The sequence below is a fragment of the Roseateles microcysteis genome, assembly GCF_036880965.1.
In the GTDB taxonomy this organism is placed as follows: Bacteria; Pseudomonadota; Gammaproteobacteria; order Burkholderiales; family Burkholderiaceae_C; genus JAUASW01.
The window spans coordinates 527,166-552,253 of sequence record NZ_JBAJMV010000003.1 but is presented as its reverse complement, the minus strand read 5'-3'; the positions used below and the strand labels follow the sequence as shown (position 1 = coordinate 552,253).

At 66.1% G+C, this 25,088-nt stretch carries 22 protein-coding genes; 7 read left to right on the top strand and 15 right to left on the bottom strand.

Annotated features, from left to right (window positions below):
* The first annotated feature begins 3 nt into the window (after nt 1–3).
* From araH to V3596_RS11500, 5 genes are read left to right on the top strand one after another with little or no spacing between them, the layout of a single operon-like run.
* Nucleotides 4–990 (top strand): L-arabinose ABC transporter permease AraH, encoded by a 987-nt coding sequence (gene araH / locus V3596_RS11520; RefSeq protein WP_334277883.1) that lies wholly within the window; start codon nt 4–6, stop codon nt 988–990.
* Nucleotides 983–2,152, top strand: coding sequence for a glycoside hydrolase family 53 protein (locus V3596_RS11515; protein WP_334277882.1), 1,170 nt, complete (start codon nt 983–985; stop codon nt 2,150–2,152). The genes araH and V3596_RS11515 overlap by 8 nt, the downstream gene beginning before the upstream one ends.
* Nucleotides 2,149–2,922 carry an SDR family oxidoreductase gene (locus tag V3596_RS11510; RefSeq protein WP_334277881.1) on the top strand — a complete coding sequence of 258 codons (774 nt, stop codon included), beginning with the start codon at nt 2,149–2,151 and terminating at the stop codon, nt 2,920–2,922. The genes V3596_RS11515 and V3596_RS11510 overlap by 4 nt, the downstream gene beginning before the upstream one ends.
* Nucleotides 2,919–3,872, top strand: a complete 954-nt coding sequence (locus tag V3596_RS11505; RefSeq protein ID WP_334277879.1) for a LysR substrate-binding domain-containing protein — start codon at nt 2,919–2,921, stop codon at nt 3,870–3,872. The genes V3596_RS11510 and V3596_RS11505 overlap by 4 nt, the downstream gene beginning before the upstream one ends.
* A 23-nt stretch (nt 3,873–3,895) precedes the next feature.
* A complete protein-coding gene (locus V3596_RS11500; protein WP_334277878.1) occupies nt 3,896–4,813 on the top strand; it encodes an arabinan endo-1,5-alpha-L-arabinosidase in 918 nt (305 codons plus the stop codon).
* A gap of 39 nt (nt 4,814–4,852) precedes the next feature.
* Here V3596_RS11500 and V3596_RS11495 read toward each other — a convergent pair whose 3' ends face one another.
* Both V3596_RS11495 and V3596_RS11490 read right to left on the bottom strand, forming a co-directional pair.
* Nucleotides 4,853–5,392 (bottom strand): PAS domain-containing protein, encoded by a 540-nt coding sequence (locus tag V3596_RS11495; RefSeq protein ID WP_334277877.1) that lies wholly within the window; start codon nt 5,390–5,392, stop codon nt 4,853–4,855.
* 102 nt (nt 5,393–5,494) lie between these two features.
* Nucleotides 5,495–6,280: a class I SAM-dependent methyltransferase gene (locus V3596_RS11490; protein WP_334277876.1), complete on the bottom strand. Its 786-nt coding sequence runs from the start codon at nt 6,278–6,280 to the stop codon at nt 5,495–5,497.
* 161 nt (nt 6,281–6,441) lie between these two features.
* Between V3596_RS11490 and V3596_RS11485 the strand changes: the two genes are divergently transcribed.
* Nucleotides 6,442–7,059, top strand: coding sequence for a TMEM175 family protein (locus tag V3596_RS11485; protein WP_334277875.1), 618 nt, complete (start codon nt 6,442–6,444; stop codon nt 7,057–7,059).
* A gap of 52 nt (nt 7,060–7,111) precedes the next feature.
* On the opposite strand, the gene V3596_RS11480 is transcribed toward V3596_RS11485, so the two are convergent.
* Entirely contained in the window at nt 7,112–7,369 is a 258-nt protein-coding gene (locus tag V3596_RS11480; protein ID WP_334277874.1) for a hypothetical protein, read from the bottom strand.
* 160 nt (nt 7,370–7,529) lie between these two features.
* On the opposite strand from V3596_RS11480, the gene V3596_RS11475 reads away from it, so the two are divergent.
* On the top strand, nt 7,530–8,477 hold the full coding sequence (locus V3596_RS11475) for a M14 family metallopeptidase (protein WP_334277872.1): 948 nt from the start codon (nt 7,530–7,532) through the stop codon (nt 8,475–8,477).
* A gap of 12 nt (nt 8,478–8,489) precedes the next feature.
* Here V3596_RS11475 and V3596_RS11470 read toward each other — a convergent pair whose 3' ends face one another.
* The 12 genes from V3596_RS11470 to V3596_RS11415 form a co-directional block, all read right to left on the bottom strand.
* Nucleotides 8,490–9,365: a hypothetical protein gene (locus V3596_RS11470; RefSeq protein WP_334277871.1), complete on the bottom strand. Its 876-nt coding sequence runs from the start codon at nt 9,363–9,365 to the stop codon at nt 8,490–8,492.
* Between the two features lie 95 nt (nt 9,366–9,460).
* Nucleotides 9,461–10,420, bottom strand: a complete 960-nt coding sequence (locus tag V3596_RS11465) for a hypothetical protein (RefSeq protein WP_334277870.1) — start codon at nt 10,418–10,420, stop codon at nt 9,461–9,463.
* A 34-nt stretch (nt 10,421–10,454) separates the two neighbouring features.
* The gene (locus tag V3596_RS11460; RefSeq protein ID WP_334277869.1) at nt 10,455–11,429 is read right to left on the bottom strand and encodes a glycoside hydrolase family 43 protein; all 975 of its coding nucleotides are present in this window, start codon (nt 11,427–11,429) and stop codon (nt 10,455–10,457) included.
* Between the two features lie 10 nt (nt 11,430–11,439).
* On the bottom strand, nt 11,440–12,420 hold the full coding sequence (gene yjfF / locus V3596_RS11455) for a galactofuranose ABC transporter, permease protein YjfF (RefSeq protein WP_334277868.1): 981 nt from the start codon (nt 12,418–12,420) through the stop codon (nt 11,440–11,442).
* Nucleotides 12,417–13,370 (bottom strand): ABC transporter permease, encoded by a 954-nt coding sequence (locus V3596_RS11450; RefSeq protein ID WP_334277867.1) that lies wholly within the window; start codon nt 13,368–13,370, stop codon nt 12,417–12,419. Before V3596_RS11450 ends, yjfF begins: the two co-directional genes overlap by 4 nt.
* Entirely contained in the window at nt 13,367–14,878 is a 1,512-nt protein-coding gene (locus tag V3596_RS11445; RefSeq protein ID WP_334277866.1) for a sugar ABC transporter ATP-binding protein, read from the bottom strand. Before V3596_RS11445 ends, V3596_RS11450 begins: the two co-directional genes overlap by 4 nt.
* Before the next feature lie 2 nt (nt 14,879–14,880).
* Nucleotides 14,881–15,840, bottom strand: coding sequence for an ABC transporter substrate-binding protein (locus tag V3596_RS11440; protein ID WP_334277865.1), 960 nt, complete (start codon nt 15,838–15,840; stop codon nt 14,881–14,883).
* A 79-nt stretch (nt 15,841–15,919) separates the two neighbouring features.
* Nucleotides 15,920–18,250, bottom strand: coding sequence for a glycoside hydrolase family 127 protein (locus V3596_RS11435; protein WP_334277864.1), 2,331 nt, complete (start codon nt 18,248–18,250; stop codon nt 15,920–15,922).
* Nucleotides 18,251–18,542: 292 nt separating this feature from the next.
* Entirely contained in the window at nt 18,543–20,111 is a 1,569-nt protein-coding gene (locus V3596_RS11430) for a glycoside hydrolase family 43 protein (RefSeq protein ID WP_334277863.1), read from the bottom strand.
* A gap of 2 nt (nt 20,112–20,113) precedes the next feature.
* Nucleotides 20,114–21,658: an alpha-N-arabinofuranosidase gene (locus V3596_RS11425; RefSeq protein ID WP_334277862.1), complete on the bottom strand. Its 1,545-nt coding sequence runs from the start codon at nt 21,656–21,658 to the stop codon at nt 20,114–20,116.
* 24 nt (nt 21,659–21,682) lie between these two features.
* Nucleotides 21,683–23,269, bottom strand: coding sequence for an aldehyde dehydrogenase (NADP(+)) (locus tag V3596_RS11420; RefSeq protein WP_334277861.1), 1,587 nt, complete (start codon nt 23,267–23,269; stop codon nt 21,683–21,685).
* A gap of 18 nt (nt 23,270–23,287) precedes the next feature.
* Nucleotides 23,288–25,045: an IlvD/Edd family dehydratase gene (locus tag V3596_RS11415; protein WP_334277860.1), complete on the bottom strand. Its 1,758-nt coding sequence runs from the start codon at nt 25,043–25,045 to the stop codon at nt 23,288–23,290.
* Nucleotides 25,046–25,088 lie beyond the last annotated feature (43 nt).

The window sequence follows — 25,088 nt, the reverse complement described above, 5'->3', positions numbered from 1 at the left end:
CCCATGAACACCGCAACGACAACCTCACCGGCCTCCGCCATGACCACGAACCGAACGCGCGCCCTCCTGAAAGAGCACAGCATGACGCTGGGCTACGGCCTGCTCTTCATCGTCCTCGCCGTGACGGTGGAGAACTTCTTCTCGGCCGCCAATATCGTCGGCCTGATGCTTTCTGTGGCGCAGATCGGCATGGTGGCCTGCACCATGATGCTGTGCCTGGCCTCGCGCGATTTCGACTTGTCGGTCGGCTCCACCATCGCCTTTGCCGGCGTGCTGGGTGCCATCATTCTTGAACGCACCGGCAGTACCGGCCTGGCCATAGCCGGCGGCCTCGCGGCAGGCGCCCTGATTGGCGCTGGCAACGGCGTCCTGATCGCCTACCTGCGTGTCAACGCGCTGATCGCCACGCTGGCCACCATGCTGATGGTGCGCGGCCTCGCCTTCATCGTCTCCCAGGGCCAGGCGGTTGGCATTGCCGACGAAGGCTTCATCAGTTTCGGCGACACGCTGGTCTTCGGCCTGCCGCTGCCGGTGTGGCTCACGGCCGCCTGCTTCCTGGTGTTTGGCGTGCTGCTCAATCACACGGTGTTCGGTCGCAACACGCTGGCCATCGGCGGCAACCCCGAGGCCGCGCGCCTGGCCGGTGTGCGTGTGGAGCGGCTGCGGGTCTGGATCTTCCTGCTGCAAGGCCTGGTCACGGCGATGGCCGGTCTAGTGCTGTCTTCGCGCATCACCAGCGGCCAGCCCAATGCGGCCACCGGCTTCGAGCTTGACGTGATCTCGGCCTGCGTGCTGGGCGGCGTTTCGCTGCAGGGCGGACGGGCGCGCATCTTCGGCGTGGTGATCGGCGTGCTGATCATGGGCACGGTCGAGAACGTGATGAACCTGATGAACGTGGATGCGTTCTACCAGTACCTCATGCGCGGCATCATCCTCTTGGCTGCGGTGCTGCTCGACCAGTTGAAAACCCGAGGCGAGCGTCATGCTTAGGCAAGCCCTCGTGCTGCTGCTGGCCGCGGCGCTCGGCACGGCGCAGGCACAGCAGTTCCTCGCTGGTGGCGACTTCTCAGTGTTGAGCTGGATGGAGCGCGCCGGTGCGCGCTACAGCGACCGCCAGGGCAAGCCCGGCGACGCGCTGGAGATCCTCAAGCGCTACGGCCACAACATTGCCCGCATCCGCCTCTACGACAACACCGGCCCAGGCACCGGCACTGACGGCTGGTATTGGCCCAAGGGCTCGATGGACCTGCCCGATGTGCTGGCGCTCTCCAGGCGCGCTGCGGCGCAGGGGATGCAGATCCAGTTGACCTTTCACTACAGCGACTTCTGGACCAACTCCAAGACCCAGGACCTGCCGCATGCCTGGCAGCGTGAGCTCAAGAAGCAGCCTGACGAAGCGGCTCGAATGGCGAGACTGACCGAGCTGGTCCATCAGCGCACCCGCGAGGTGATGCAGGCCATGGTGAAGCAGGGCACGCCGCCGCAATTCGTCTCGCTGGGCAACGAGATCGAGCACGGCATGCTCTACCCGTATGGCAAGGCCACGCCGGAGAACTGGCCGCGCCTGGCTGCGCTTCTGAAGGCCGGCCATGCCGCAGTGAAGGAAGTGAATCCTTCAAGCAAGGTCGTCCTGCACATCGACGATGGTGGCAACGAGGCCAAGTACATCGACTGGTTTGGCCAGGCGCGCACGAACGGCGTGCAGTGGGATGTGATCGGCGCTTCCTACTATCCCTTCTGGACCAGGAAGAACGTCGCGCAGCTGGCGGCCTTCAGCAAGGCCATCACCGAACGCTTTGACAGCGACCTCCTGGTGATGGAAGCCGGCTTCAATTTCTCTCCCACCAAGCCCGACGGCTGGCCCGGCCAGCTGGAGCACAACGGCCCGTATCCGGCGTCGATGAGTAGCCCCGAAGGCCAACGCGATTTCATGGTCGAGCTCTTTACCGCGCTGAAGAGGACGCCGCGCGTGATCGGCGTCCTTTACTGGGACCCGATCATGGTCGCCACGCCCGGTGTCGGCTGGGCCGTGCGCGAAGGCACGGGCGATGCAGGCCCCAACGTGGTGAGCAACACCACGCTGTTCGACTTCAAGGGCCGGGCACTGCCCGTGCTCGACATCTGGAAGCAATTCACCGGGACGACGCAATGAGCGGATCGACAAGACTCCATGGAAAGGTCGCGCTGGTGACCGGTTCGACGTCGGGAATAGGCCGCGCCATCGTGCGTCGCTTCCTGGCCGAGGGCGCGCAGGTCGTCTTCAACAACTTCCGCGACGACGACACCGCGGCTTCAGCACGCGCCGAGTTCGGTGATGCCAACGCGCTCTTCGTCGAGGCCGACGTGGCTGACGCCGCGGCCGTGCAATCGATGGTCGCGCGCGGCATCGAGCGCTTCGGCCGCATCGACGTGCTGGTCAACAATGCCGGTGTCGATGTCTTCAGCGATCCCTTGAAGATGAGCAGCGAGCAATGGCAGCGCTGCTTCTCCATCGACCTCGAAGGCGTGTGGAACAACTGCCGCGCCGTGTTGCCCGGCATGCTGGAGCGTGGGGCTGGCAGCATCGTCAACATCGCCTCGGTGCATGGCCACAAGATCATTCCGGGCGCTTTTCCCTACCCGGTGGCCAAGCATGCGCTGATTGGCCTGACGCGATCGCTGGGCATCGAATATGCAGCCCGCGGCATCCGCGTGAACTCGATCTCGCCAGGGCTGATCATGAGCGAACGAGTCCAGGTGTGGCTAGCTTCGCTGCCCGCTGAACAACGCCAGCGCCAGATCGACATCCTGCCCTGCAAGCGCGTCGGCGAGCCCGATGAAGTTGCCTACACTGCGCTGTTCCTGGCCAGTGATGAGGCGCGCTTCATCAACGCCACTGACATCCTGATCGATGGTGGACGCTCTCAGCTCTATCACGAATGAAAGACCCCCGCGCCAACCGCTTTGTCCGCTCGCACCTGAAGACCCGTCATCTGGTGCTGCTGGTCGAGCTCGGCCGGCATCGCTCCATCCTGCATGCGGCGCAGGCCGCCAATCTCACGCAGCCGGCGGCTTCCAAGTTGCTGGGCGAGCTGGAGCATGCGCTGGGCGTGCCGCTGTTCGAGCGCCTGCCGCGCGGCGTGCAGCCCACGCGCTATGGCGACGTGATGATCCGGCGCGCCGGCGCCGCGCTGGCCGAGATGGACGCCGCGCATCAGGAGGTGATGGAGCTGCTCTCGGGCCTGTCCGGCCGGGTGGCCGTGGGCAGCGTGATGACGCCGTCCAGCGGCCTCGTGCCCGAGGCGGTGCAGCAGCTGAAGGCCAGCCACAGCAAGGTGCAGGTGGCGATCACCGTGGACACCAGCAAGATCCTGATCCAGCGCCTGCGCGAGGGGCAGCTGGACCTGGTGATCGGCCGCATCCTCGACAGCGAGTCGGCCGCCGAGCTCAACTTCGAGCCCTTGACCGACGAGCCGCACAGCCTCGTCGTGCGCGCCGGCCATCCGCTCCTGCAGCGCGAAGGTCTGACGCTGCAAGACCTGGCCCGCGAAGGCTGGATCCTGCCACCGCCCGGCAGCATCCTGCGCGACCGCATCACCGCGCTCTTCCTCTCGCAGGGCCTGGACCAGCCTCAGGAAACGGTAGAGACGATCTCGCTGCCGGTGATCAGCAAACTGCTGACCGGCACCGACATGCTGGCGCCGCTGCCCGAGGAGATGGTGCAGTCCTATGTCGACACCGGCCTGCTGGCGGTGCTGCCCTTCGAGCTGGGCCTGCGCATGGACGCCTACGGCATCGTGACGCGCAAGCAGCACCAGCTGTCACCGGGCGCCGAGGCGCTTTTGCAGACGCTGCGTGACGCGGCCTGGCAGCGCTACGGGAAGCGAAAGTAGCTGTGGCAAATGAGGGTCGCGCCATGAAGGCAGTGCTGCTTGCGGCGCTGATCAGTGCCGGGTCATTTGCCCATGCCGCCGAACCCGCCGGCGACACCGGCGCCCACGACCCGACGCTCCTCTTGGGCGAGGGTGGTGTCCTGCATGTGTTCACCACCGGCGTCGGCCTGCAAAGGCTCAGGTCAGGCGATTCGGGCAAGACCTGGCACCGCGAGGCGCCAGTCTTCAACGAGGCAAGCAAGCCGGGCTGGTGGGCGCAGGCCGTGCCGGAGCACCAGGGGCTGGACGTCTGGGCGCCCAAGCTGTTCAGACATGCGGGCAAGGTGTGGGTGCTTTACTCGATCTCGACCTTTGGCAAGAACACCTCCGCCATCGGCCTGGCAAGCGCCGCCAACCCCGAGGCTGCCGATTGGAAGGACGAAGGCCTGGTCGTGGCCAGCCAGCCGGGCGACAACTTCAATGCCATCGACCCCGACTTGTTCATCGAGGGCGACAAGCTCTGGCTCAGCTATGGTTCCTTCTGGGGCGGCATCCGATTGACCGAGCTCGATGCCCAGACGCTGCGGCCCATCGGCGAGACGCGCTTCATCGCTCGCCGCAAGGGCGGCATCGAGGCGCCAACGATTGTCCGCCGCGGTGACTGGTACTACCTCTTCGTCTCGCACGACCTGTGTTGCCGTGGCGTAGCGAGCACGTACAACATCCGCGTCGGCCGCGCCAGGAGCGTGTGGGGACCTTACCTGGACAAGGATGGCGTCGCCATGATGGAACGTGGCGGCACACTGGTCGAGGAAGGCGGGCCGCGCTGGAAGGGTCCGGGCCATCAGGACCTGGTCGGCGATACCCTGGTGCGCCATGCCTATGACGCGCACGACGATGGCAAGCCACATCTGCGCATAGCCACCTTGCGCTGGTCGCCGGACGGCTGGCCCTCGCTCTGAATCAAGAACGACAGACGACCCGGGGTATCGGTGTCCGGGTCAAGCCCTGGGCGGTGCCTGGAGCAGCGAGAGCTCGAGAAGCTCGCTGACCTGGTCCTGAAGGCCACGGGCCGCTTGGCCGCTCAGCAGCTGGTGGAAGGCCCATGCGCTGCCGTCCGGCGCGTCTCCGCCATGCGGCAACGCCTCACGCAGCGCCGCCCCCGGCCGGTCGGTCAGGTCCACCATGGTGCCCACCATGCGCAGTGCCTTGCCCTGCGAATCCCGCTCCACCGCCAGCCCACGCGACAGCATCAGGCGGTAGCCCGAGCCGTTGCTGCGGATGCGGAACTTGGCTTCGTAGCCGGGACGGAATCCGTCCAGATGGGAGCGCAAGGCCTTGAGCATGGGCGCCAGGTCTTCAGGATGCACACGGCAACGCCAGAACGAGGTACTGTCGGCCGCCGTGACATCGGCAAAGCCCATGTGTTCCTTCCAGCGGGGCGAGTAGTGGACGATGTCGAGCCCCGGGTCCAGGTCCCAGACGCCAAAACGGCCTTGCTCCACCGCGGTACGCCAGCGCAGCTCTTCTCTATCAAGCATTCCCATGGGCCGATCTTCCACGAGCGGTATGAAGGAATTGTTGGCGCGGCGCGTCAGGATCGCAAATCTTCACGAGATTGCCGGCCATCGAGTGGGCAAAAGTCATGGCTTGATACCGCAGATCGCATTGGCGCGGGCGCTCACCGTCAAGGGGCCGTCGCCGGCCTCCAGCCTTTGCCGAACATTGGCCTTCAAGTCCTCGAGCTGCCCGGCGGGGAGTGCTTCGAACATCGGCTTCATCGAGCTGCTGTTGGCGGCGCTGTGCCAGTAATCGTCGAAGCTGGCGAATTGGCGTTCCACGGTGAACTGCGTCGTGCGGACATCCTGCAGCCCGGCTTCCTTCCACAGCACTTCCGAGGCTTCCAGCGTGGACGCCGAAGCGCTGGGCGGCATGCGCGGGGGCACGCCCAGCTTCATCATCTCGGCGCCGATGGCGGCCAGCGGGAAGCCGCCATTCAGGATGTCCCAGTGGTAGGCCGCCGCCACGCCACCAGGCCGGAGTACCCGCACCATTTCGGCCAGGCCGACCCGGGGATCGGGCACGAAGAACAGCACCAGAGCCATGGTGGCTGCATCGCAGCAGCCGTCTTCCAGCGGCAGTTTCATCGCATCGCCCTGAGCCCAGACGACGGGCGTGCCGGCGGGCAAGCGGCTGCGTGCATAGGCCAGCTGACCCTCGGAGGGGTCGAAGGCATGCACCTGCACCGGAGCGCAACGCTCCACCAGCCTTTCGGTGAAGGCACCGTTGCCGCAGCCGATGTCGACCCAGCGCTGGCCGCCCGGCACGGCGATCCAGTCGATGAAGCGGTCGCCAACGATGAGGCTCCAGCGCCCCATCATGATCTCGTAGCTGGCGCCGTCGTCGAAGCGGATGGTCTGGTCGGTCATGGTGCGTCCTTGCCTACACTGTGCGCGCACTGTAGCCGCCTCGAACCCATGGCCTGAAAGAGCTGCGCCGGCCCCTGAGGTGAGGTCTGCCCTTATCCGTTTCTGATGTGCCGCAGCTATGCTGCCGCCACCGATTGCAATCCGCACAGGTGACCGCAGCCATGAACAGCCCCTTCCGCATCCACCGCGCCCGCCTCGAAACCCTGGTGGATGGCGTGTTCGCCATCGCCATGACCATCCTGGTGCTGGAGGTCAAGGTGCCCGAGCTGTCCGACCGGGGATCCGCCGAGGAGCTGGTCCATGCGCTCATGCATCACGGATACGTGATTGGCGCCTATTTCTTCAGCTTTGCGATGCTGGGCTTGTTCTGGGTCTGGCATCACCGGCTGGCCGAGCAGGTGCGCGAGATCGACCTGCCGCTGCTGGTCTGCGCCCTGAGCTTTCTGGCCCTGGTGTGCTTCTTTCCCTTCGCCGCAGCCTTGCTGGGGCGCTACACCACCAACCTGGCAGCGCTGCTGGTCTATGTGCCGGTGATCGGCCTGATCCTGCTCCTGCAGACGCTGTTCTACTGGATGGCGATGCGGCGCGGCCTGGTGATCGAGACGGTCTCGGCGGCCAAGTCCTGGCGCACGCACCAGAACAACCTGATGGGGCTGGCAATCTTCTGCTTTGCCTGTACGCCCACGCTGATGCGGCTGAACGTCTATGCGCCGCTGTTTGGTGCCGCCCTGGGCGGCCTGCTGCTGTGGCGCGCCAAGCGTCGCGTGTCGCTGGTCTGAGGGCGGGCGTTCGCCGCCGCTTGGCGGCTTGCCTGCGTAGCCAGCAGTCAGATCAGGTCGTCTTGCCGGTCTTCTGGATGCTGGCCACATGCAGGTCCAGCGTGGTCACGGTGCGACCCAGGATCACAACGCGGGGCAGCTGGGCGGTCACCACTGGTGCTGCGGCGCGCTTGCCGCTGATCACCACGCGTTCCAGCTTCACGATGCCTGCTGCATCCTGGGCAGCGTGGTCGGCGTAGGCGGTGCCGATGGCGGCAGCGCTGGTGACGGCGACGAGGGCGAAAGCGAGTGCTTTGACGGTGGTGTTCATGGTGGGCTCCTGGGGTGTTTGCTGTGTCAGTGATTGCAGTGTCTGAGCCTTGCATCGGTGCCGGAAGCGGCTGTCGACGGAGTGCAAATCCGGGCCGCTGAGATGCGCTGGGTCAGGATGCGCCGGTTGCCCGGGCGCGCCGACTTGCCACAATGCAGACATGAGCACCCCCAGCACCCCCGCCATCACACCGCCCTATCCCATCGGAACGCCTGGCATGCCCTGGAGCGCGGCCGAGAGGGCTTCCTGGCTGCAGCGCCAGCAGATTCAACGCAGCTATGCCGACGAGGTCGTCGCGCCGCTGAAGGCGACCTTGCCGGAGCAGGCCGAGCTGTTCCAGTACGGCGTGATCGACTACGGGCGCCTGGGCCTGCCCAGCTACCCGCTCTACGCAGTACGCAGCGCCGAGTGGAGCGCAGATCGACCGACGGTGCTGGTGACCGGTGGCGTGCATGGCTACGAAACCAGCGGCGTGCATGGTGCCTTGCAATGGGTACGCGACGAGTTCACCCGCCATGCAGCCCGGGTCAATCTGCTGGTCCTGCCCTGCATCAGCCCCTGGGGCTACGAGACGATCAACCGCTGGAACCCGGACGCCATCGACCCGAACCGGCAGTTCAGGGCCGGCGGCCCGGCCGCGGAATCAACGCAGGCACTGGAATGCGTGGCCGCGAACGCGCCGCGCGTGGACCTGCATGTCGACCTGCACGAAACCACCGACACCGACAACAGCGAATTCGGCCCCGCCAAGGCGGCACGCGACGGCAAGACCTTCGACTGGCATGCGATTCCCGATGGCTTCTATCTGGTGGCCGACACCGAGCGCCCGGTGCCCGAGTTCCAGCGTGCGCTGATCGAAGCCGTGCAGCGCGTGACCCATATCGCCGAGGCCGACGAGCATGGCGCCATCATCGGCACGCCCCTGCAGCAGTTCGGCGTCATCAACTACGCCAAGCGCGAGCTGGGTTTGTGCGGCGGCATGACCGGCGCGCGTTTTGTCACCACCACCGAGGTCTACCCGGACAGCCCGACGGCCAGCCCGGCGCAATGCAATGCCGCGCAGATGGCGACGATCACGGCAGGGATCGAGTACTTGCTGAGGGCTTGAGACCTCAGCAACTCACTTGCCCGGCAGTTGCTTGACCGGCCCGACCTCGACCTCCACCTTGCCGCGCACCGACTGGTAGGCGGCCTTCTCCACCAGCGTGGTCAGCTGCTCCACCAGCTTGGCCGGCGTGATGCCTTCCATGACGTCGATGGACTTGGATTTAGGGTCCGCATACTTGGTGTTGGCGTAGTGCGGTTTGCGTGACAAGACCTGCAGCGTCCTGGCGTCGATGGTCAGGCGGTCGAAGTAGATGTAGGGCGCGACGAAGCCGGAGTCCTTGCCCTTCACGCCGGTGTTGGGGTTGACCGTGTCGTAGGTGTCCGCCTTGTACTCCGCGGTCCGGTCCACGCCTTCCTCGTCCTCGATGCTCCATTCGCTGCCCACGGGCTGGACGAAGATGCCGATGCCGCCGATATTGCGCGGCATGCCGTCTTTCTCGACCCAGGAGTAGTTGGGCACGATGGCTTCGATGCGGTCCCAGCCGGCGCGCTGGGGAATCTGGCTCAGCTGATTCACCAGGGCCTCGAGCAGCAGCTCGTTGGCGTTCTGCGTCGTGCTGCTCTTCAGCAGCGCGGTCAGCTCGGGCGAGGGCCGCCAGCGCAGCATCACGCGCTGTGCCTCGGGCTCGGCGGCGGCGATGGCGCTGTCCAGGCCGCGCAGCACCGAGTAGTTGAGCAACTGGCCGTCCACCTGGATCGTGCGGCGCGTGTAGGGCTCCACCTGGCTGGCGCGCGTGGGGCGCTTGTAGACCATGGTCAACTGGTCGCCGAGCGTGGCGATCAGCGCGACCGTCTGGGGCTTGCTCCCTCCTTCCATGGCGCTCGCCGGCATCAATGCCAAGAGCAGACAGGCGCTCAGCGACGCGCTCAACAGGACTCGCAGCTTCATCTTGGTTTCCCCCTGTGACGATGGGCATGCTACTGCGGCCGGCTGCCAGGGTGGGCGACAGGCGTAACGGCCGGGCTTGCTCGCCCACGTTCCGCTCATTGCAGGCGTTTGAACTCGGTCACTTCCAGCCGGCTTTGCCCACTCACTTCGAGCGACTGTCGCCAGTTGACCAGCAAGGGCCAGCTGCTGGCCGGCTGGATCCTGTAGCGGCTGTTGCGCCGCAATGTCATCGATGAAAAGGCGGCGCGCATCTCGGCGGCCGCTTCAGGTTTGCCCAAATTCCCGACCAGGGGCTTGATGATGTCGTCCAGGGCCGCAGCAAGCGAGTTTCGATCCAGGTCCTCGATGATGTCCAGCTGCAACTCCTGGGTGCCTTCGCCGCCGGCCTGGGTGGTGACGGAGAGCGTGGACTTGAAAGGCGCCGAACCAAAGGGTGAATGCATCGATGACTCGACCTGAACCGTCTGGCCGATCGTGAAGCTGCCGCCCAGCGGCGAGTAAAGGATATTCGCATCCTTGGCCATCAAGGCCAGCAGCCGGGCATCGGAGCCGAGCAGTTGCCCAACAAAGGCTTCGGTGGCGGCCAACGCCTTGGCGTCGAGGGGCTTGCCGTCCTTGCTGAGGGTACGCATGCTGTAGACGGCCTTCAGCTTCTGCCTGATCTCGTCGCCGTTGAGCAGGCGCACCGGCTGCGCCGCGCCATCGAACTCGATGTCCATCGAGAAACGCATCGCTTCGCGCAGCGTAGCGAGTGCCTCGGAGGCCAGGCCGCTGCTGGCGAGCGCTTCGCCCAGGATGTCGGAGTTCCAGCGCTGCAATGAGCCGGTCGCGTTGGCACGCAGCACGACGATGTCCAGCCGACCCTTGACGCAGGTGTCCACAGTTCGGCCCTCGGCCTTGATCGGCTTGCAGCGGGTGACTTCGTAGGCGGTTCTGTCCTTGGCCTTCCAGCTCGGCAGCCACTCCACCTCGGTGGCCCAGACATGGGAAGCCGCGACCGCAAGGAGGATTGGGGCAAGCGCTCGCGCGGCCGGGGCGTGGATGAAGGCATGCATGGCCGCAACTGTAGTGCGGTGGCCAAGCTTCAGATCACGTCGCCCGTTTGCACCCCGGGCTCGGGTTCGCCTTCGGGCCTTTCTTGGTCTGCGCTATCGGCTGGATCGTGCCGTCCGCGTTGTAGCGAACCTCCTCCACCGCGACGGAGCGGCGCCATTCGCCACCGCCGGGCAGCTCGGCGTTGTGATACAGCACATAGGACTTGCCGTTGAACTCGATGAAGGCCTGGTGGATGGTCTTGGTCTTGTCGTTCTTGCCCATGATCACGCCGCGCGGCGTCCAGGGCCCGGTCGGGCTCGGACCGGTCATGTAGGCGATCTCCTCGGGGAAGTGCTGGGCGTAGCTGAGGTAGTAGGTGCCCGCACGCTTGTGCAGGTAGGGCGCCTCGGTGAAGTTGGGCACCTCCACCACGTGGATGGGCCCATCGAACTCGGTCATGTTGCGCTTCAGCTTCGCGTACTTCAGCACCGTGTTGCCCCAGTACAAGTAGGCTTGCCCGTCGTCGTCGATGAAGACGCCGGGGTCGATGTCGTCCCAGCTGATCTTGGTCTGCGTGGTCATGTCGTTGGTGACCAGGGCGGTGCCGCGCGCATCGACGAAGGGGCCGGTGGGGCTGTCGGACACGGCCACGCCGATGGACATGCCGGGAATGGTCTTGTGCGCCACCGGTGCATAGAACCAGTACTTGATCTTCCCGTCAACTTCGCGCTTGACCACGTCGGCCGCCCAGGCCTTGTCGCGCGCCCAGCTGAAGGTGAAGGGCGTCAGCGGCACGCCGTCGTCGCGCCAGTTGACCATGTCGCAGCTCGAATAGACGCGCCACTCGTGCATCACATAGTCCTTGTCCTCCGGCCTGGCTTCGTCATGACCTACGTAGACGTAGACGCGGCCCTTGTCGACGATGGCCGCTGGGTCGGCGGTGAAGAGCTTGGGGAATAGCGGGTTGCCGGCTTGGGCGCAGGTGACACTCAGTGCGGCCAGTGCGAGGGCGGAGATCAGATGCTTCACGAAGGCTCTCTCAAGAGGCGCGGCGAGCCAGCAAGCGCTGCACGCCGCAGAACACGAACAACAGGGCGCCGATGACGATCCTGGTCCACCAGGAACTCAAAGACCCGTCAAAGGCGATCAAGGTCTGGATCAGGCCCAGCACCAGCACGCCCGACAGCGCACCGGCCACATAGCCATAGCCGCCGCTGAGCACCGTGCCGCCAATCACCACGGCGGCAATGGCATCCAGCTCGGTGCCCTGCGCATGCTGGCCGTAGCCCGACAGCATGTAGAGCGAGAACAGCAGGCCGGCCAGCGCGGCGCAGAAGCCGCTCAGCGCATAGATCAAGACCTTGCTGCGGCCGACATTGAGGCCCATCATCAAGGCCGATTGCTCATTGCCGCCGATGGCGTAGACGGCGCGACCGAACGCGCTGCGCTGCGAGAGCCAGATGCCGACGGCCAGCACCGCCAGCGCGATCACCGCGCCTGGTGAGACGAAGGCGCCGAACAGCGTCCACTGCGTTTGCGAGAGCGTGACGAACATCGGTGCATCGATGGTGATCGAGTCCACGCTGATCAGGAAGCACAGGCCGCGCGCCAGGAACATGCCGGCCAGCGTGACGATGAAGGCCTGCAACTTGAAGCGATGGATCAGCCAGCCTTGCGCCGCGCCGAAGAGCGCGCCACCCAGCAGCACGACCGTCATCACCAGGGGGGGCGGCCAGTGCGCCACCTGGAGCAGCCAGGCCGCCACCATGGTGGTCAGGGCCAGCACCGAGCCGACGGAGAGGTCGATGCCGCCCGACAGGATCACGAAGCTCATGCCCACCGCGAGCACCAGCAGGAAGGCGTTGTCGATCAAGAGGTTGAAGACGACCTGCAGCGAGGCGAAGCCGGTGTAGTTCACCGCGCCGGCGCCGAACAGGACCAGCAGGAGGGCGACGCTGACCAGGGAGGTGAAGGCGGGCGCGACGGCGAGGGCGCGCAGGCTTTGAAGGATTGAGCTCATGCGCTGCGGGTCCGCAGATTGGGCGACTGCGCGATGCAGACCGCGAACACCACCACCGCCTTCACGACCATGGTGACCTGGGGTGGTACGCCCAACGCGTAGATCAGGTAGCTGAGCGTCTGGATGATCAGCGCGCCGATCAGGCTGCCGGCCAGGCTGAACTTGCCGCCGGTGAGCTGGCCGCCGCCCAGGGTCACCGCGAGGATGGCATCCAGCTCCAGCAAGAGGCCGGCGTTGTTGGCGTCCGCGCTCTTGATGTTGGAGGCGATCATCAGGCCAGAGAGGCCGGCGCAGGCACTGCAGAAGACATAGGCAAGGAAGATCAAGGCAGCGGTGCGCACGCCGGCCAAGCGGGCCGCCACCGGGTTGATGCCCACGGTCTGGATGAACAGGCCGAGCGCCGTCTTGCGCATCAGCAGTGAAGTCAGGCCGAACATCGCCGCCACGACAAAGAGCGAGAAGGGCAGGCCGAGCAGATGCCCGCTGCCGAGGAAGAAGAAGGAGGCCGGTTCATAGACCGTGACGATCTGGCCGTCGGTGAACAGCTGGGCCAGGCCGCGGCCAGCTACCATCAGGATCAGCGTGGCAATGATGGGCTGCAGGCCCAGCGCCGCGACCAGAAGACCGTTCCACGCGCCGCAAACCAGCGCAGCGCCCATGGCGGCGGCCAAAGCGACCCAGAGGCCTTGCTGCGCGGCGACCAGCGCGGCGGCGACGGCGCCCGAAATCGCTACGACGGCGCCGACGGAAACATCGATGCCCCGCGTGGCGATCACCAGCGTCATGCCAAGGGCTGCCAGCATCAATGGTGCGGCGCGGTTGAGGATGTCGACGAGACTGCCATAGAGATGGCCGTCCTTGGTTTCCAGATGGAAGAAGCCCGGCACGCTGAACAGGGCGACGATCAGCAGCAACGCCAGCGCCGCGAGAGGGCGGGACAGCTCCTTCATGCAGCCTCGCCGGCAATCGCTTCAAGCACGGTCTTCTCATCCAGCTCGCCGCGCCGGTACTCGCCGCCGGCCTTGCGGTCTCGCAGCACCAGCAATCGGTCGCTGCAATGCAGCACCTCGGGCAGCTCGGAGGAGATGAAGAGCACGGCCATGCCGCCCTCGCGGTGGGCCAGGCCGGCCACGTGGTCCATGATTTCTTCCTTGGCACGCACGTCGATGCCGCGCGTGGGTTCGTCCAGTATCAAGAGGGCCGGGTCGGTGGCCAGCCAGCGGGCCAGCAAGGCCTTCTGCTGGTTGCCGCCGGAGAGCTGGGCCATGGGGGTTTCAGCGCTCGGCGTCTTGATGCCGAGCTTTTGAATGAAGCCGTCGGCCAGTGCCTGCGCCTCGGCATGGCTCATCACCAGCCGCAGGCCCTTGCGAGCCTGCAATGCCAGCACGATGTTCTCGCGCACCGACAACGCCAGGATGGCGCCCTCATGCTTGCGGTCTTCGGAGCAGAAGGCGATGCCGGCGGCAATCGCCTCGCGCGGTGACTTGAAGCGCTGCAGCCGGCCCTTGATCTCGATGCCGCCGCAGTCCGCCGCATCGGCGCCAAACAGCAGGCGCGCCGCTTCGGTGCGGCCCGAGCCGAGCAGGCCGCACAGGCCCAACACCTCGCCGCGACGCAGATGCAGGTCCAGAGGCTGCAGTGCGCCGAAGCGGCCAAGGCCTTGCGCACGCAGCACCGTCTCGCCCGCCTGGCAAGAACTTGCCGTGCGCTGCTGCGCCTCGGCTTGCGATTCGCCCACCATCTTGTTGACCAGGGCCAGGCGGCTGAGGTCCGCCGCCAGGTACTCGCCCTCGGTCTCGCCATTGCGCATCACCGTGATGCGGTCGGAGATTGCGTAGGTCTGGTCCAGAAAGTGGGTGACAAAGAGGATGGCCATCCCTTGCTCGCGCAGGCGCCGAAGGACGGCGAACAGCCGCTGCACCGCGGCCTCATCGAGGCTCGACGTGGGCTCATCGAGTATCAGCACGCGGGCCGAGATGGAGAGCGCGCGCGCAATCGCCACCATCTGCTGCACCGACAGTGAATAGCGAGCCAACGGCGCGCCCACGTCTATATCGGCGATGTCCATCTGCGCCAACACGCGGCGGGCCTCGGCGCGCATGGCCCGCCAGTCGATCTGGCCCCAGCGGCGCGGGTAGCGACCGATGCAGATGTTCTCCGCCACCGACAGATTGGGGCAGAGATTGACCTCCTGGTAGACCGTGCTGATGCCCAGCTTCTGGGCTTCCTCGGTCGAACGCGGAGCGACCTCTCTGCCGCTCAGGACGATGCGGCCCTGCTCCGGCGTGTAGAGCCCCGTGAGCACCTTGATCAGGGTGGATTTGCCGGCGCCGTTCTGGCCCATCAGCGTGTGGACCTCGCCGGGGAAGAGGCGCAGACGCACGTCCGACAGCGCCTTCACGCCCGGAAACTCCTTGTGGATGCCGGACAGCTCCAGCACCGGGACAGCACCCGACATGCTCAGTACTTCCGATTCGGCAGTTCCTTCGCCGCCACCTCGGCCGGGAACACGCCCTCGATCACCGTGATGCGCTTCTCCACCGGTTGGCCGGCCACGACCTTGCGGGCCAGTTCCATCAGCTGCGGGCCCAGCAGCGGATTGCATTCGATGGTCACGTTGAGCTTGCCGGCCAGCATGGCCTGGAATGCGCCCTTCACGCCGTCGATGGAGATGATGGTGATGTCCTTGCCCGGCTTCAGGCCCGCTTCCTCGATCGCCTGGATCGCACCGATGGCCATGTCGTCGTTGTGTGCATAGAGCACGTCGATCTTCTTGTCCTTGGCCTTCAGAAAGGCTTCCATCACTTCCTTGCCCTTGGCCCGCGTGAACTCGCCCGACTGCGAGCGGATCACCTGCAGCTTGGGGTTGGCCTTGATGACTTCCTCGAAGCCCTTCTTGCGGTCGATGGCCGGGGCCGAGCCCACTGTGCCCTGCAGCTCGACGATGTTCAGCGAAGCGCCGGGGTTCTTGGCCGCACGCTCCAGCAGCCAGCGGCCGGCCTTGCGGCCTTCCTCGACGAAGTCCGAGCCGATGAAGCTCACGTAGAGCGAGGGGTCCGACACATTGACCGCGCGGTCGGTCAGGACCACCGGGATCCTGGCGGCGCGGGCTTCCTTCAGCACCGTGTCCCAGCCCGACTCCACCACCGGCGAGAAGGCGATCACGTCGACCTTCTGCGCAATGAAGGTACGGATCGCCTTGACCTGGTTCTCCTGCTTCTGCTGCGCGTCGGCGAACTTGAGCGTGATGCCCGCCTGCCTGGCGGCGGCCTTCACCGAGGCGGTGTTGGCGCTGCGCCATTCGCTCTCGGCGCCGACTTGCGAGAAGCCCATCACCAGCGGCTTGTCGGCAGCTGTTGCAACGAGCGGCGCTAAGAGGGCAGCGCCCAGCAGGGTGCGGCGCAGAAGGGTGGTCGTCATGTCTGTCTCCGGTTCTTGGTTTGAATGGATGGTAGGAAGCGGTGGCCGGCGGCGGTGCTCAATCTGGCGAGCGTTTCGTTCAGCGGAGCAGGCGCAGGCCGTAGAGGCCGCCGGCGATGGAGCCGGGCTGAGCCACGAACTTGACGCTCAGCTTGCCGGCCGATGCCTTGACCAGGTCGGCTGGCAACTCGAAGTCCCGGCTGTAGATCTCTTGTGCGTTGGCGGAAAGCAGGATTTCGCTGATCAGCTGCTCGTTGACGATGAGGTCGAAGCGCCGGCCCGCGTCTCCGCCGGAGAAGCTCAGGCGCAGCTTGCGAGCTTGCAGCTCGCGGTCGGCGAGCTCATAGCTGAACCATTGGCGCGCATGGCGCCAGCGCGAGTTCTTGTTGATGCCGCTTTCCACGCCTTCGCCCCTGAAGCCGTGGTCCGACTCCGGCTGCTGCTCACCCGGCGCGACCTGGTCGATGGTCTGCGCATCGAGCTTCAAGCGTTCAGCCTCGGCAGCAGCCATCGAGCTGCGCAGCACGCTCTGCTGGGCGAGCGTGGTGTGCGCCCAGTACAGCATGTAGCGCGAGTCATGCAGGCGGAAGAAGGGGATGAGCTGTAGGCGCCCGGCATTGCGACCCTGGATCAGGCCCGGCGCGGTGAAGGTCAGCGGCTGGCCTTTAACCGGTTTGAAGCGGCGCTCGAAATCCTTGCGGGCGCTGACGAACACCGGCGCCGATTCCTGCGGGCAGACCGGTCCATGGGCGATATGGCCCATGCGCGAATCGTCCGCGCGGAAGTTCAATCGTTCGCCGGCAGGGCCTTCGGTCTTGGCGGCCAGCACGATGGGGCCGTGCAGCACCGCGTAGTAGTTCTTCAGGCCCGGCATGGGCTCGAGCTGAGTGCGCATCGGCAGCTCGATGTCCACCGTGTCGCCATCGGCCCAGCTGCGGCGGATCTCGATGTACTCACCCGGCTTGCCGCTCACCTTGATCGCGCGGCCGTTGAGCCTGAGCTTCATTGCGCCGGCGGCCACCCAGGATGGATAGCGCAGTTTCAAGGCAAAGCTGCCGGCATCGTTGATCTTGATGCGGCTGCGACTCTCGTCCGGGAAGCGCGTGCTCTGCGTGATGCGCACGCCCTGATCGCGCCAGTTCAGGGTCGAGGCGATGAACAGGTTCACGTAGAGCGCATCACCCTCATGCGCATAGATGAACTCGCCATGCCGCGCGTGGCTCTCGATGCCGGAGCCGACGCAGCACCACATGCCCTGGTCCACCTGCGAATAGACGCGGTAATGCTGCGGCCGCATCGGCGTGAAATAGACAAAGCCGCCGCCGCGCGGATGCTGGGCCGAGAGGATGTGGTTGTAGAGCGTGCGCTCGTAGTAGTCGGCGTAGGCGCCGCCCTTGGCAGCATCCGCGCGGTAGAGCGCGGCACTGAGCTTCAGCATGTTGTAGCTGTTGCAGGTCTCCGGGCCTTCGACCTCGTCCAGCATCGGCTGGAAATTGCCGTCGGGATGGAAGTGTTCCTTGACGCTGTTGCCGCCGATGGCCACCGTGCGCTTGTCCACCACGGTCTTCCAGAAGAAGCGGGCGGCCTGGTGCCAGGTCTTGTCTCCACCCGTTTCTGAAATGCGCTCGAAGCCGATCACCTTGGGAATCTGCGTGTTGGCATGCAGGCCGGTCAGCACGTCGCGCTGCTCGAGCAGTGGTTGAAGCAGCGCTTGATGCGAGAAACGCTTGGCGAGTGCGAGGTACTTCGCGTCACCAGTGATCTCGGCCACATCGGCAAAGATCTCGTTCATGCCGCCATGCTCGCTCTTGAGCATGGCCTGCACCTGCTCGTCGCTCAGCTTCGCGGTGAGTTGCAGGGCCCAGTCACTGAAGCGGACCAGCATCTGCTTGGCGTCTTCGCTGCCGGCGTGCACGTGGGCGTCACGCAGGCCGGCGAACAGCTTGTGCAGGTTGTACCAGGGCACCCAGCGGCCGTTGACCGAAAAGTTGTCGACCTTCAGCTGGCCCTTGGCGATCTCGGCCCAAGCTGTCTTGCCATCGGGGATGCCGCCGATGTAGCCCGTGCCCAGCTGGTCCTGGCAGCGCTTGAGTTCGGCGATCACATAGTCCAGCCGCTGCTTCACGGCAGCGTCGCCGGTGGACGCCCACATCAGGGCCAATGCCGAAACGTAGTGGCCGCCCATGTGGCCATCGAGCCCGCTGGATTCCCAGTTGCCGTAGCTAGGCTTTGGCAGCGGCAGGCCGGCCTCGCGGCGGAAGGGCGCGAGCAGCCGGTCGGCGTCCAGCGCCATCAGATACTGGCGGTCGGCGTCCTGCGCTTCGAGCAAGGGGCCGTCTTTGAGTCTGACGTCCGAGAGCGGAAAGAGCTGCGCTGCTGCGCTGCTTGCACTTGCAACGACCAGGAACACGGAGGCGAACAGCGCTCTGAGGATCTGGCCGTCTGGGCGCTCTCCTGCGCTCGTGTCCCCCGTCGTCGGCCTCTGGCCGACGCCTCCTTCTTTACCTCGCTCTGAAGAACGCCCAGCCGCCCAGCTCCGGTACGACAGGCTTTCGGTATCCGTTGCAGGACAGCGGCTGGCCAAGGACGTCGGGTGAGGGGTGCAGCGAGGTAAAGGAGGAGGGCCGGGCCAAGCCCGGTCCGGGGGACAGGAGCGGAACCCCTCGCCCGATGTCCTTGGCTCGCGCAAGGGCCACTTCATCCTAGTCACCCGTTCGGGCAGCCCACACCGAAACGCCGCCAGAGGACTGGGCGCTGAACGTCACGACGAAGGCATTGGCATTGGTGTTCCACTGCCGCGAGAGCACGCCGCTGAAGGTGGCCGCGCCGGTGCCGGTCAGGCTCACGCTGATCCTGTTCGAGCCCTTGTGCACCCAGGTGCCCGTCGCGCCGCCGCTGACCGTGCCATCGGCATTCAGCTTGATCGCCACCGAAGTCTTGATCGTCGCCGTGATGTCCTTGCCGTGATTGATCAGCTTGTAGCTGCCCACCGCCTGCGCGCTGCTCACCTCCGCCGTCTGCGCCGGCGTGGCCAGGCTCAAGGGCGCATAGCGGAAGGGCGCCACCACCAGCCAGCCTTCTTCGTTCAGGTGCATCTCATGCACGCGGATCTCGTGCAGCTCGCCGGTATTCGGGAAACGGCTGTGGAAGATCAGGAAGTACTGCTGAGTTGCCGCGTCGTAGTAGGCCGAGTTGTGGCCGGCCGAGACATAACCCAGCGCCGTGCCCGACTCGCTGCCGACCAGTTGCCACTGGTGGTTGCCCATCAGCTTCTGGCCATGCGGCGCGATGCTGGCGTCGTCGAACACCGTGCCCACCGCACCCTTGACCGTGGCCATGTCAGTGCCAGCGGCGTCGAGGTAGGGCCCGTCGGCCTTCAAGGAGCGGGCCACACGCAGGTTGTAGGCGCCGCTGGCATCGAGCCCGCCGAAGGACGTGAACAGGTAGTAGTACTTGCTCTGCGGGCTGTAGAGCACATAGGCGCCTTCGATGCGCGCATGGTTGCCGCCCATCAGGTGCTTGCCGTAGCCCTGGCCCGGCGTGGGCAGACCGGTGGCCTTGTCCAGCGCCAGGATGAAGATGCCGCCCGAGTAGGAGCCGTAGATCATCCACAGCTGGCCCGAGGCGTCCTTGAACACCTGCGGGTCCACGACATTGGGGTGCCTGGTTGCGTCATAGACCGTGCCGTCTTCGCTGGCCAGGCCCCACATCCCGGACTTCAGGATGATCTGCTTGTTGACGTAGGGGCCCTCGACCTTGTCGGCCACTGCAACGCCCAGCGCCGAGCGGGGCGAGTCGCCCTTGCAGGAGTTGTAGTACAGGTAGAACCTGCCATCGTCCAGGCGCGCCACGTCGGCAGCCCAGAGGCCGGTGACCTGCGACCACGCGAAGGCCTCGGCCAGCGCCGTCGTGACCTTGGTGATCAGCGGGTTGGCATCGTTCACGCCATCGGCGATCTTGGTCCAGCTCATCAGGTCGGTGGACTTGGCGGCGGCCAGGTGCGAGCCGAACACATAGAACGTGCCGTCCACGCGGATGACCGAGGGGTCGTGCACCGAGGCATTGCCGAAGGGCACGGCCGTTTGCGTGGCTGGGGCCGGAGCTGGCGCCGGGGCAGGAGCGGGTGCCGGTGCCGGTGCCGGTGCCGGTGAAGGCGCAGCGGCACCGCCGCCGCCACCGCCACCGCCACCGCCGCAGGCCGTCAGGGCCAGCGAGGCACCCATGCTCCCGGCGACCGCGAGGAAGTTGCGACGACTGTTCGGCGCAGTCATGCTCAGCGCTCCACCGCCAGCACGACGATGGCCTTGGCCGGCAGCTTGACGACCAGCTTGCCGTTCACGGCCTGTGCCTCGAAGGGCTCGGGCTTGATCGCGTTCGGTGCCTTGAAGCTGTTCTCTGCATCCATCGCAGCAGCAGTCAGGATGCGGCCTTTGGCCGACTTCACTGCCGCGCCCAGGTCCAGCGTCAGCTCCTGCGGCTTGGTCGCATCGGCATTCACCAGGCCCAGCCAGAGCTTGCCGTCCTTGCCCTGCGCGGCGGTGGCGCTGATCGTCGGCATGCTGTGCGCAGCCACGCTGTAGGTCGGGTTGTTCTGCACCGAGACAGGCAGCGAGGTCGCGTCCTGGAAGGGCGTGTACATCTCGAAAGCGTGATAGGTCGGCGTCAGGATCAGCTTGTCCTTGGTGGTCAGGATCATGGCCTGCAGCACGTTGACCATCTGCGCGATATTGCTCATGCGCACGCGGTCGGCATGGGCATGGAACACATTGAAGTGCAGGGCCGCCAGGAGCGCGTCACGCAGGGTGTTGCGCTGGACCAGGAAGCCGGGGTTGCTGCCGGGTTCCGGGTCGTACCAGCTGCCCCATTCGTCCATGTAGAGACCCAGGCGCATCTTGGGATCGTTCTGGTCGAGGATGGCCTTGTTCTTGACGATGGTCTTCTCGATGTTCAGCGTGTTGGCAAGCGTCGATATCCACTGGTCTTCGCCAAAGCCCACGGCCGGACCCTTGCCCTCCCACTTGCCGGAGGGGAAGGTGTAGTAGTGGTGGGCGATGGCGTCGAAGTTCCAGCGCACGTTCTTGCTGAGCACCTCGGTCCACTTGGTGTCCTGGTCGTTGCCGCCGCTGGCGATGAAGAGCGGCCGGTTGTTCTCGGGCGTCTTCAGGAAGGTGGCGACCTGGCGGTAGAGGTCGGCGTAGTACTCGGGGCGCATATTGCCGCCGCAGCCCCAGGTCTCGTTGCCGACGGCGAAGTAGTGGACGCGGAAGGGCTTGTCGCGGCCGTTCTTGCGGCGCAGGTCGGCGAGCGTGGACTTGCCTTCGGCCGTCATGTACTCCAGCCACTCGGCCATTTCCTGCGCGCTGCCTGTGCCCATATTGCCGTTCACATAGGCCTCGGCGCCGAGCTGCTCGACGAGGTCGAAGAACTCGTGCGTACCGACCGCATTGTTCTCGGGCACGCCGCCCCAGTGCGTGTTGACCTTGACCGGGCGCTTGCTGCGCGGGCCGATACCTTCGCGCCAGTGGTACTCGTCGGCGAAGCAGCCGCCGGGCCAGCGCACCAGCGGCACCTTGAGGTTCTTCAGCGCGCCGACCACATCCTTGCGCCAGCCGCGCACATTGGGAATCTTGGAGTCGGGACCGACCCAGATGCCCTCGTAGATGCCGGTGCCCAGGTGCTCGGCGAACTGGCCGTAGATGTTGCGGTGGATCACCGGGCCGGGCTTGGCCGCATCGACGACGACCTTGATCTCATCGGCTGCAAAGCTCGCAGCGCTCAGGGCGAGTCCGGCCACCAGGGCCAGCAGGTGCTTCTTCATTTTGCTTGTCTCCGTTGGGTCTTCTTAGTTGCGTGTGAGCAGGCCGTCGCGGCGCCGCCAGACGCCGCGCTCGTTCGGCTCGCGCAGCACCTCGGGCAGCAGGGCGCGCGGCAGGTTCTGGTACGACACCGGGCGCAGGAAGCGCTGGATCGCGGCGGTGCCCACCGAGCTGCTGCGGCCGTCCGAGGTGGCCGGGAAGGGGCCGCCGTGGACCATGGCGGTGGACACCTCGACGCCGGTCGGGAAGCCATTGGCGAGGATGCGGCCGACCTTGCGCTCCAGCGCCGGCAAGAGGCGGCGCGCGGCGGCGAGGTCGCTCTCGCTGTCTTCCTGCAATTGCAGCGTGGCGGTGAGCTGCCCCTCGAGGTGCTCGATCACCTGCAGCAACTGATCAAGGTCGTGGCAGGCGACCAGCAGCGAGGCTGGGCCGAAGACCTCGTTGGAGAGCAGATGGTTCGCCAGGAAGGACTCGCCCGTGGTGACGAAGAGGCCGGGCGCGCCCTTGCAGCCCGAGGACTCGCCGCGCAACAGTGAAGTGACGGCAGGCTGCGAAGCCAGCTCCTCCTCGGCGCGCTGGTAGGCGCGGGCGATGCCGGCGGTCAGCATAGTGCCGGCGGGCAGCGGCTTCAAAGCCTCGGCAGCCGCCGCAGCGAAAGCATCGAAATCCTTGCCTGCCAGGCCCAGCACCAAGCCCGGGTTAGTGCAGAACTGGCCCACGCCAATCGTCAGCGAGGCGGCAAAGCCCGCCGCAATCTCGGCACCGCGCGCGGCCAGGGCACCGGGCAGGAGCACGACCGGGTTGATGCTGCTCATCTCCGCGTAGACCGGAATCGGTTGCGAGCGCGAGGCGGCCGCCGCCATCAGCGCCAGGCCACCGCTGCGCGAGCCGGTGAAGCCCACCGCTTGAATCGCCGGATGCTTGACCAGGGTCTCGCCGATGCCGTGGCCACTGCCGCTGAGCAGGCCAAACGTGCCGGGATGCAGCTCGCACCGGCGCACCGCCTCGACCACCGCACGGCCCACCAGCTCCGACGTGCCGGGGTGCGCCGAATGCGCCTTGACGACGACCGGGCAACCCGCTGCCAGCGCGGCGGCGGTATCGCCACCTGCCACCGAGAACGCCAGCGGGAAATTGCTTGCACCGAACACCGCCACCGGCCCCACGCCGATGAAGCGCAGCCGCAAGTCAGGCCGCGGCGGCTGGCGCTGCGGCAAGGCGCTGTCGATGCGCGCGTCCTGCCACGATCCTTCGCGCAGCAGCTCGGCGAACAGCTTCAGCTGATTGACGGTGCGGCCACGCTCGCCTTCGAGGCGGGCGCGCGGCAGGCCGCTCTCAGCCATGGCGCGCACGATCAGCTCGTCGCCCAATGCCAGGATCTGCGCAGCGATCTGTTCGAGGAAGTCGGCTCGCTGATCGTCGGTCGTTGCACGGAATGAATCAAACGCTTCGCCGGCCAGGCCGCAGGCTTCGGCCACTTGCGCTGGGCTGACCGCGCGGAACTCCGGCTCGATCGCCTGTTCCAGATTCGGGTCGAAAGCCTTGAAGGTTGCGCCTGCGCCGGTAACGGCCACGCCGCCGATCAGGGCTTCGCCCTTGATGCTGTTGCTCACTGGGGAATCCTCAGGAATTCAATGGGAGTGGCGCGGCACGGCCGAGCCGCGCTTGCCGCGCAGGAAGTCGAAGTCGCAGCCTTCATCGGCCTGCAAGACATGCTTCACGTAGAGCTGGCGGTAGCCGCTGGCGTCCATAGCGTCGACGGTCTGACTGGCTTGCCACTCGGCCAGGCGGCGCTCCATCTCGGCATCGCTGATGTCCAGGTGCAGTCGGTTGGCGGCGCAGTCGAGCTCGATCCAGTCGCCGTCCTGCACCACGGCCAGCGGGCCGCCGGCACGCGCCTCGGGGGCCACATGCAGGACCACGGTGCCGTAGGCCGTGCCGCTCATGCGGGCGTCGGAAATGCGCACCATGTCCTTGACGCCGGCCGCCAGCAGCTTCGGGGGCAGGCCCATGTTCCCGACCTCGGCCATGCCGGGGTAGCCCTTGGGGCCGCAGTTCTTCATCACCAGCACCGAGCTGGCATCGACGTCCAGATCGGGGTCGCCGATGCGTGCCTTGTAGTGATCGAAGTCTTCGAACACCACGGCCCGGCCACGGTGCTTCATCAGCGCGGGCGTGGCCGCCGAAGGCTTGAGCACGGCGCCACGCGGCGCGAGGTTGCCGCGAAGGATGCAGATGCCGCCGTCCTCGATCAGTGGCTTGTCGATGGTGCGTATCACCTCGTCGTCGTAAATCGGTGCGTCATGGCAGTTCTGCCACAGCGTCTTGCCATTGACGGTCAGTGCATCCTTGTGGACGAGCAGGTCGTTCTCGCCCAGGCGGCGTATCACCGCCGGCAGGCCGCCGGCGTAATAGAACTCTTCCATCAGGAAGCGGCCCGAGGGCAGCAGGTCGACGAGCGTGGGCGTGCCCTTGCCGATGCGGGTCCAGTCTTCCAGCTCCAGGTCCACGCCGATGCGGCCGGCAATGGCCTTCAGGTGGATCACGGCGTTCGTCGAACCGCCGATCGCCGCGTTGACGCGGATCGCGTTCTCGAAAGCCTGCTTGGTCAGCACCTTGGAAAGCGTGAGCTGCTCCCAGACCATCTCGACGATGCGCATGCCGGACAAGTGAGCCAGCACATAGCGGCGCGAATCCACCGCAGGAATCGCCGCGTTGTGCGGCAGCGAGGTGCCCAGCGCCTCGGCCATGCAGGCCATCGTTGACGCCGTGCCCATGGTGTTGCAGGTGCCGGCCGACCGCGAATGGCCGGCCTCGGCGGCCATGAAGTCATGCATGGAGATCTCGCCAGCCTTGACCTGCTCATGCAGCTGCCAGACGACCGTGCCCGAGCCGATGTTCTTGCCCTTGAGCTTGCCGTTGAGCATGGGCCCGCCGGTGACGACGATGGCGGGCACGTCCACGCTGGCCGCGCCCATCAGCAGCGCGGGCGTGGTCTTGTCGCAGCCGACCAGCAGCACCACCGCGTCCATCGGGTTGCCGCGGATCGACTCTTCCACGTCCATGCTCGCGAGGTTGCGGGTCAGCATGGCCGAGGGCCGCAGGTTGGATTCGCCGTTGGAGAACACCGGGAACTCTACGGGCAAGCCGCCCGCTTCGATGATGCCGCGCCGCACATGCTCGGCGAGCTTCCTGAAATGCGCGTTGCAGGGGGTCAGCTCGGACCAGGTGTTGCAGATGCCGATGACCGGCTTGCCCTGGAACTCATGGTCCGGGATGCCCTGGTTCTTCATCCAGCTGCGGTACATGAAGCCGTTCTTGTCCTGCGTGCCGAACCACTCGGCGGAGCGCAGCTTGACCTGGCGCTTCTTCTCGTCACTGATTGTCATGGGGTGAGTGCTCTCGTGATGCCTTCGGGCCATGCTAGGCAGG